General features: G+C 42.8%; 8 protein-coding genes. 2 read left to right on the top strand and 6 right to left on the bottom strand.

The window, feature by feature from the left end; all coding sequences use genetic code 11:
- Positions 1 to 96: 96 nt before the first annotated feature.
- The 5 genes from ACVBIL_RS18155 to ACVBIL_RS18175 form a co-directional block, all read right to left on the bottom strand.
- Complete coding sequence (locus ACVBIL_RS18155) at positions 97 to 1632, bottom strand: ATP-binding protein (RefSeq protein ID WP_447168362.1); 1536 nt, start codon at positions 1630 to 1632, stop codon at positions 97 to 99.
- 4 nt (positions 1633 to 1636) lie between these two features.
- Entirely contained in the window at positions 1637 to 2326 is a 690-nt protein-coding gene (locus tag ACVBIL_RS18160) for a response regulator transcription factor (RefSeq protein ID WP_447168363.1), read from the bottom strand.
- A gap of 57 nt (positions 2327 to 2383) precedes the next feature.
- Entirely contained in the window at positions 2384 to 2704 is a 321-nt protein-coding gene (locus ACVBIL_RS18165) for a PepSY domain-containing protein (protein WP_447168364.1), read from the bottom strand.
- A gap of 549 nt (positions 2705 to 3253) precedes the next feature.
- Complete coding sequence (locus ACVBIL_RS18170) at positions 3254 to 3904, bottom strand: DUF262 domain-containing protein (protein ID WP_447168365.1); 651 nt, start codon at positions 3902 to 3904, stop codon at positions 3254 to 3256.
- Positions 3897 to 4700, bottom strand: a complete 804-nt coding sequence (locus tag ACVBIL_RS18175) for a hypothetical protein (protein WP_447168366.1) — start codon at positions 4698 to 4700, stop codon at positions 3897 to 3899. The genes ACVBIL_RS18170 and ACVBIL_RS18175 overlap by 8 nt, the downstream gene beginning before the upstream one ends.
- 278 nt (positions 4701 to 4978) lie before the next feature.
- Between ACVBIL_RS18175 and ACVBIL_RS18180 the strand changes: the two genes are divergently transcribed.
- Positions 4979 to 5869 carry a tyrosine-type recombinase/integrase gene (locus tag ACVBIL_RS18180; RefSeq protein ID WP_447168367.1) on the top strand — a complete coding sequence of 297 codons (891 nt, stop codon included), beginning with the start codon at positions 4979 to 4981 and terminating at the stop codon, positions 5867 to 5869.
- Positions 5866 to 6957 carry an IS91 family transposase gene (locus ACVBIL_RS18185; RefSeq protein WP_447168368.1) on the top strand — a complete coding sequence of 364 codons (1092 nt, stop codon included), beginning with the start codon at positions 5866 to 5868 and terminating at the stop codon, positions 6955 to 6957. Before ACVBIL_RS18180 ends, ACVBIL_RS18185 begins: the two co-directional genes overlap by 4 nt.
- Positions 6958 to 7246: 289 nt before the next feature.
- On the opposite strand, the gene ACVBIL_RS18190 is transcribed toward ACVBIL_RS18185, so the two are convergent.
- Positions 7247 to 7576 (bottom strand): MFS transporter permease, encoded by a 330-nt coding sequence (locus ACVBIL_RS18190; RefSeq protein ID WP_447168369.1) that lies wholly within the window; start codon positions 7574 to 7576, stop codon positions 7247 to 7249.
- Positions 7577 to 8460 lie beyond the last annotated feature (884 nt).

Below are 8460 nucleotides of genomic sequence, written 5' to 3' on the forward strand. Positions count from 1 at the left end.
GTATAAAAAAGCCAAGATGAACAGAAGCTGAAAGCTAAGCAATGCTGTTAAATAAAGCAATATGACTGGGGATTTTAGCTATTGGCAGTTGCCTATTTAGAGTTTAAAGGTTAACTGAAACTTAGCGCCGCCAAGCGTTGTGGAGCGGCTGACCAGCATTTTCCCTTGATAGCTATCCACTAAGTCGCGAACAATCGCGAGGCCGATGCCGTGTCCTTGCTGGTAAGAGTCGGCGCGAATACCGCGTTCAAATATCTGTGAGTACAGCGCCTCGTCGATCCCTTTACCATCATCTTCGATATCGATAACTAAGCAAGAGTCGACAGACTTTACGGTTAATAGCACTTGGCAGGTTGCGGCCTTACAGGCGTTATCCAGCAGGTTACCTAGAATTTCAGTCAAATCGCTGGAATCGCCTTTAAAGACGGCGCTTCTGTCGACATATTGATTGATAGTGATTGCTGGCTGGCAGTATATTTTGGGCAGGTTGCGCACCAGTTTATCTGAGACTTCAGCCACCTCTACGCCTAAGTGCCAGGCAGAGCCTGCCGCCGATTGCGCTCGTTTGAGCTGGTGGCCGATTATGCGATTGATATGAGATATCTGCTCGAATGATTGTGGACTTAAATCTTTCTGGCTTTGAATAACCGCCAGCGGTGTTTTTAGGCTGTGGGCCAAGTCCGCTAAGGCATTACGATAGCGTTTACGTTGGTTTTGCTCAGTATTGAGCAGGGTGTTGAGCTGCTTGGCAACGGCACTGAGTTCGGTGGGGTAGTTATCATTTAAGTGATCGGCTTTACCGTTTTCAATTGCGGATAATTCATTTTGTAAACGAGTGAGGGGCTTTAGTGTCCACCATAGCCATAACATTTGAATTGAAAGTAGGGCGACCATCAAGATCAATAGCCAGCGCCAAAGTTGCTGATTAAACTCATTAACCTGTAGCTGGTAGTCACTTTGATCTTTAATGATATAAATCGTGACAGGAAAACGGGTGATCTGCTCATCCCCGTGCTTATCAATTTGCTGGGTTTCGAAACTCGCACTAAAGCCATAAACCAAATGAGGTTCGCCATTAAGCATAATCTCACTGAACTGGCCTTGGCCTTTTTCTGGTTGTGGAAAGGCCGGGTCAGTATGAACTGCAGTGGTGATTGCCGAAGTGAGGTCGATGCCAAGCAATGAGTTAGATCGCCAAGCGACCTCTGCTCCGGCTGTGACTTGTTGCTCGGCGATAATCTGATCGCTTGCCGGCTTTAGGGTTTCAGGCCCAACAAATTTAGCATCGAAGCTAGAGTCTTGTTTATGGTCACTTGTCGATGCGAGCGTCTGTTGTAGGCCTTCGGGAATAGTAATTAAGGCGTACAGCCCAGATTGAATCACATTAAACTGATTCTCTAACAACACCTCAGGCATAAATAACTGTTGATCGTCGACCTCGGTCACCGCCAAGATGGAATAAACATAGGCTTTAAGCTCTTTGACCGAGGCACTCTTGACCTGCAATTTAAAGGCGTCGTTGAGGGTTAAGCCCACGATAGGGATTAAGACTAAGCTCAGCAGCATGGCGCTGACGATAAGACGTGCCTTTAAAGAGTGCATTACAGTGGGCAAGCGCTTGAGGTTAATCATTGGCTTACTGTTTCGCGTCGTCATCGAGTGACACAAGACGATAACCTTGGCCACGAAGGGTTTCGATAAGGCCTATTTGATTATCAGGGTCGAGCTTTTTGCGTAAGCGCCGAATAAACACCTCAATGACGTTAGAGTCCAAGTCAAAATCTTGGTCGTAAATATGCTCTGTTAGCACCGTTTTTGATTTTACTTCGCCAATATGTAGCATCAAGTATTCAAACAGCTTGTACTCAGAACTGCTGAGCGTGATCACCTCGCCTGATTTTATAATCTCAAGGCTACTGGTGTTCAGGCTAAAGGGGCCATTGGTGATAATAGGGCTGGCTTTACCTGCAGAGCGGCGAATAAGGGCTTTTAAACGCGCGACGAGCTCTTCGGGATGAAAGGGTTTAGTGAGGTAATCATCGGCGCCAGCATCTAAGCCTTCAACCTTATCTTGCCAGCTATCGCGGGCGGTCAAAATAAGAATAGGAAAGCCAATCTCAAGTGCTCTTAACTGAGTAATCAGCGCAATACCATCAAGTTTAGGTAAGCCTACATCGATTATCGCTGCATCGTAATTATATTCGCGGCCCTGAAATAGCCCTAGCTCGCCGTCATCGGCAGTATCGACGGTGTAATTGGCCTCGATAAGGTGCTGCTTAAGATTCGATTGCAGCTCTAAATCATCTTCAACTAATAACAATCTCATGGTCTGGCTCCTTGTTGTACGGCCCGATAATAAAACGTTGCAAGCAATAGCCTAAAGCTAGTTGCGAGAAACACGGCCTGTTTTGGCATCGACGTTGACATAAAAAACCACACCGTCATTCGATAGTAGCTTTACGCTATAACCTGGATTGCCATTAACCCGGCTAGACTGCACCTTCAGCACTTTGCCGCGATACTGGCGTTTCGCCAACTGTACAGCCTGCTCTTTGCTGCGAACTTTTAATTTCTGCTGCTGATTACTATTGGCCTTCATAGAGACCGACATCATAGATGTGACGGCATGCACAGTACTCGCCGCAGCAGGCTGTGCGGCTAATAGTGAGAGCGAGATCAATATGATAGATAAAGCAGTTTTCATTAAAGGTACCAAAGGGTTGAGATACAGCCAGTTTAAAAGATCCTATTCGATTAGTCATTATCTTGCCAGTGGTGAGTGACTAACCAAGGTTATACATAGGGGAAGATGAACACTGGCTGAATATGCTTAGTTCGGTTGTAGGTAGTTTATGGAATGAGCATTGAGGTCGCAAAGAAAAGGCAACTGTTCACAGGTGAACCTTAATACAAGTTCAGCTGTCACAACTTCTGTGGGACGCTATAAAGCCATCCTTGGCCGCTCTGCGGCTTCATCCTTGAAACCGAAGCCCACAGTCGTACCGACATCAGAATCATTATCTATTGAGTCAGATGTTGCGAACTCGTTTTTGGACAAAAATCAGTTAGAGTCAAAGCTCTTAAAATGATGACTCTCATTAAGGAATGTATGGCAAGCTGATATACGGTAACGCCCAATTAAGGTGTGAGCAACGCCATCTCGAAACCTAACCATACCACCTTAAACACAAAACCCAACGATGGAATGAAAAATGCCATGCGTTGGGAATCACTCTTAAATTGTTTGTTCAGTTTATTTGTTCGAATATTTCTTAGCCAGCTCTAAATCTTCTTTAGTTAATCTAATGCCGCTCACATTAATTCGTTTAAATAATGACGATAGTTTTCTATTATCAATATGTTTAATCTTGTAAAGAGGAAGTGAAAACTCTTTTATCTTGTAATAAAAATCATCTAGCTCATGTAGGAGTTCACTATTCACCGCCCCAATAGACTGTATTGCCTTGAAGTATTCTTCTGGATTAAATAGTGAAGACAAAAGTATAGATGTTTCACTCGTCTTCTCCCCCATCGAAAACTGTTTATTCTTCAAGTCATACCAAACTTTAAACTTTTCGTTTTTGCTATTAAAGCAATTATATAAAGTCGATAACCTTTGTACGCCATCAATAACTAAATAGTGATGGTAAAAATTACTCTCGGTTTTATTTGGTTTCGGAAAAAATGACTCTTCTATATCTTTTAAAGGGTAATCAGAATTATCAACGGCTAAGATTATAGTACCAATTGGAAAGCCTTCAGATATGGATACAAATAGATCTATAATGTTATTTTCTTCCCATGAATACTTTCTTTGAAAAGCTGGAGCTTGAATCAAGCCATCTTGCATTTGAAGAAATAGTTTATATAGTGAGATTGTCTCTAGTGCCATATCATTATTCACCATGTTTCTCCTTACCCAAAACAGAATTTCTTGACTCTAGAATAATTGACTCTAATAAATGTAAAGTATGACTTAAATATCCAACTTTAAATTTACCTGATTCAAAATTCCACTTCCACTTGTCAACATCCTCTGTATCTACCGAACGTTCTTTCTCATAAAACTTATGAGTTATGCTACGAAGTACTTCTTGAAGTTGCGTTGTAACTTGTACTTCTACCTCAACTTCAGCCTCATACGAAGTGAAATCTATATTAAACAGATGGACCGGGACTTTTACGTAAAAATGATACGCATAATACCCATCATCACGTTCTTGGCTGTAAGATCTATGTTTTAATTTTAAGGAAGAAGCAAATTCAGACAACTTCTCTGTAACATACTTCGGGCCATCAACGTACTTACAAACCAAGCAACCTCTAATTATATCATTAAAGCTCACAACTAAATTAGTAGTCGTGATCCATCCATTTTTTGGTTGCTCTGGAAAGTTTTCATTCCACAGAACATTAAAACGAAAAGATTTATCAATAGCAGATTCAAACGGTTTTGTAACAAAGGTTGGTACAGAGTCACTAGTATAAAGCTGACTATCCGTCTTTTGATTATAGTCTTCACACCATTGCCCGGATTTATCATTGAGTTTTTGAAAAAACTCGTGCTTCTCAACAGTAGTTTTTATCGATGCCATATTGGCGCGATACATATTAGCAACTGCTGGGTCTAGAAACCTAGACTCCAGATGCTCTTCTGCCCAAGGGTAATATGATTCTAGTGTTCTTGGGTTCTCGTCCAAAGTAAGCTCTCCATAATTTAACGAGGAAACTGTAGTAAATCATATACTTATACCATATACATTCACACGCTGTAAACTTAACGCCCCACTAAGGGGCTAATAAATAGTTGGCTAAAATAGCGAACGAAGTGAGACTAGCCAACTGTTTTTAGTCCCGCTTGAGTGGCTTGTTGAACGAAGCCGCTGTGCGGCAGAAGAGATAACAAGCCTCTTCTGCCGCACATCCTAAATACTTTCTAGTAGCGACCAGCCTTGGTCGTAACCCTAGGAGTATTGTCATGAACACATTTGAACAGCAACGCTTTGATTCTCTTTATGAACAACATCTTACCAACTTAACACTACAAGGCAAGCGACCTGCAACTATCGATGCCTATAGCCGAGCGGTACGGCGGATTGCAGCTTACTTTGACTGTTGCCCTGATAACCTGAGCACCGACGATTTGAAGCGCTACTTTGCTCAACTGATTGCATCACACTCATGGAGTACGGTTAAGCTCGACCGTAACGGTCTGCAGTTTTTCTATCGCCATGTGCTCAACCAACATTGGCAGTGGCTCAACATCGTCAAGCCGCCACAGGTCAAACGCTTGCCCGATATTCTTACGCCTTGTGAAGTCGCCATCGTTATCAGCCTCACCCGTCAGTTGCGATACCAGGTCTTTTTTCTAACCTTGTACGGTATGGGACTCCGCCTTGGTGAGGGCATATCTTTGCAAGTTGGGGATATCGATTCACAGTTAATGCAGGTGCATATCCGTAATGCTAAAGGGGGTAAAGATAGACTGGTGCCGTTGCCTAAACGTACTTTGCTAGCACTGCGGTATTACTGGCAAACCCATCGCCATCCGCGTTATCTATTCCCGGGTAAAGATAGTAAGCCTGACTCATTAATGGACAAAGGCGGCATCCAGAAAGCACTAAAAAAAGTGATTGCTGAGTGCAATATTCATAAATCTATCAGCCCGCATAATCTACGCCACAGCTATGCCACTCACTTGCTAGAACAAGGATTAGATCTGCGCTCTGTTCAAAGTCTGCTCGGTCATAACAGCCTTAATACCACTGCACGCTATACACGACTTACCCAGATCACTCGCAAGAACACGGTCGAAGCAATTAACCTGCTGACGGATGGTTTAGCGCTGAAATGGGAGTGTGGCGTATGAAGTTCGTCGATATTTTACATGCTCATCTTGATGCGTTTAATCAGGCATACGAGCAACAGATAACAACCGCGATGCGACAAGCCATTTATTCGATGCTCAGTTGCCGCACCAATACCGAACGCACGAGTCATTGGGCATGTCAGAGTTGTACTCATACCACTGATTATCCACTCTCATGTGGTCACCGGAGCTGCCCTCAATGCCAGCACAACACCACAGCAGATTGGCTGGCTAAACAGCAAGCTAAGCTACTGCCCGTTGAGTATTACATGGTGACGTTCACTTTACCTTTTGAGCTTCGAGTCATTGCAAAACATCAACCTGAGTTGCTCTATCAAGCTATGTTTTCAGTAGCGGCCAGGGTACTTAAAGACTTTGCACACAACTCAAAATCACTTGGCGGAGAGATAGGTTTCACGGGAGTACTGCATACCCACAGCAGACGCCGAGACTACCATCCGCATCTTCACTTCATCATTCCCGCTGGAAGCTTCAACAAAGACAAAAAGCAGTGGCAAAAAAGCAGAGGTAAATATCTGTTCAACGCCTTTAATCTCGCCACAGTGTGGCGAGCAAGGTTGCTGGAATACCTGACAAATAAGCTAGATATCACACTGCCAGCAGCTACCCCAAAGAAGTGGGTGGTAGATTGTCAGCATGTTGGCAAAGGCTTACCTGCACTGAAGTACTTATCAAGATACCTCTATCGCGGTGTATTGCCTGATAAAAATATCATCAGTAATATCGATGGGCACGTCAGCTTCGAGTATCTAGACAGCCAAACTCAGACCAATAAAGTGCGTACCTTACCCGCGATAGAGTTCCTATGGTTAGTGCTTCAGCATGTTTTGCCCAAAGGGTTACGCCGAGTGCGAGATTATGGATTACTTAGCGGGAACTTCTGCAAACTGAGGCAACAAATACAGTTGATGATCGTTGTCGCAGGGGCGGTATTTCCCCTCGTCGAAGAGGTAAAACGCATTGCGGCAATACGACCTTGTCCTTGCTGCCAGCAGCCGATGACATTTATGGGCGTACATGGAAAAAAGCTGGTGCGACTGACAAGCTTTCATAGCCAGAGCACTTAGCAATCTAACGCCACTGTTTAAGCGGTAAGATTGCAGAATTTTGAAATTTTAGATCTCTAGAAGTGAAACGCAGGAGGTAATTAAGCTTTTGAAACTATAGGCTTACTTATTGGCTGTCAGTGCTAAGGGATAGCTATGGCTAGCCAAAAGTGTAAATTAAGCTCCCCGACCTAAACCAGCGAGAGCTCTAACGCCGCTATTTACTATATAAAGGTATCACTTCCTACAAACCCGGGCTTGTTCAACACTCGGGGTAAGGACGCGGCTACGCGCGGCCTATCCTTATTCGTTATAAAGCAATTCTCACCACAGGCTCAATAACAAAATATACCAACCCAATCACTGCAAAGATAAACGACCACTGAGACAAACTATTGAAACGTCGTAACAACCAATACTTAGAGAGTTTTTCAGTAACATCTTGTTCTCCGTCGAAACCATAGTAAACCATTGCAAAAATAGCGTTTAAAACTAATGCTAAGGCAAATGACAACGTCGAAAAGGCTAACGAGTAGCTAGAAACAATCAGGTCAACCTTATCAATTACTGCAAGAAAGTAAGCAAAACTTGCGCCAGTAAAAGCAGTATGAATCCACTTACCATATTCAGATTTTTCCATGTTGCCCTCTTGTTTTATAACGTCTTAGTATTTGTACGTTGCGCTGTCTGCAAGGCACAAATCGCTTGTTGGACTTGGCCGATGCCACATCCAGATTAGTTGGTACACTTCATGCAATAGGGATTTGCTTTTTTTGATGCTGGGACTGGGCTGTAGAGCAGGTCGACAACTGATATCGGGTGGATTGTAAGCTTTTCATTCAAATTCCTTTCTCATACTTGTGTTCCTTCACATATCTTTAAGTCTAACTGATTCAAAGTCGGTTAGACACTCAATTGAAGCTTATTTAGGCTCCGCGCAGCGGCTTAGTTCAACGCCCACGTTAAGGGGCTAAAAATTTGTTTGCTAAAATGTGTAGCGAAGCGAAACCGAGCAAACTGTTTTTAGTCCCGCTTTAACTGCTTGTTATATAGCAATTTAACACCTAAATCCCAAAAGGTACAAGCAAAGATACTGACACGTATAGATAGGTAACAAACCTTGCTTTGGCTAAAGTGTTTGAATTAAGTAAGGCTAACTCATTTGAGTTTATTAAACTTATTGGAGCCAACAAACCTAATAAGTAAACCATAAAGAAAACAGCTAAGAAATAGAGAACAAAGCGGAAAGAAGTTGGCTCAATGTTTAAGTTAGGGAACCCTATAAAATAATTAAGGCATTGAATATTAATTAAGATTAAAACAGATAAACACAGTTTAGCAATGAACAATGAATCAGTATTTTTTTTAGCTAAGTCATTTTTTAAAACGATTATAGGGAGTGTAATTAACTTCACTGTCAAAATTGAACACCATATCCTTTGCTATATAACGTCTTAGTATTTGTGCGTTGCGCTGTCTGCAAGGCACAAATCGCTTGTTGGACTTGGCCGATGCCACATCCAT

This window comes from Shewanella sp. 125m-7 (assembly GCF_052977045.1).

What these genes read in the sequence shown, in the direction of transcription:
- ACVBIL_RS18190 (WP_447168369.1), bottom strand. Translation starts at nt 7,576, where the DNA reads ATGGAAAAATCTGAATATGGTAAGTGGATTCATACTGCTTTTACTGGC.
- ACVBIL_RS18180 (WP_447168367.1), top strand. Translation starts at nt 4,979, where the DNA reads ATGAACACATTTGAACAGCAACGCTTTGATTCTCTTTATGAACAACAT.
- ACVBIL_RS18155 (WP_447168362.1), bottom strand. Translation starts at nt 1,632, where the DNA reads ATGATTAACCTCAAGCGCTTGCCCACTGTAATGCACTCTTTAAAGGCA.
- ACVBIL_RS18165 (WP_447168364.1), bottom strand. Translation starts at nt 2,704, where the DNA reads ATGAAAACTGCTTTATCTATCATATTGATCTCGCTCTCACTATTAGCC.
- ACVBIL_RS18160 (WP_447168363.1), bottom strand. Translation starts at nt 2,326, where the DNA reads ATGAGATTGTTATTAGTTGAAGATGATTTAGAGCTGCAATCGAATCTT.
- ACVBIL_RS18185 (WP_447168368.1), top strand. Translation starts at nt 5,866, where the DNA reads ATGAAGTTCGTCGATATTTTACATGCTCATCTTGATGCGTTTAATCAG.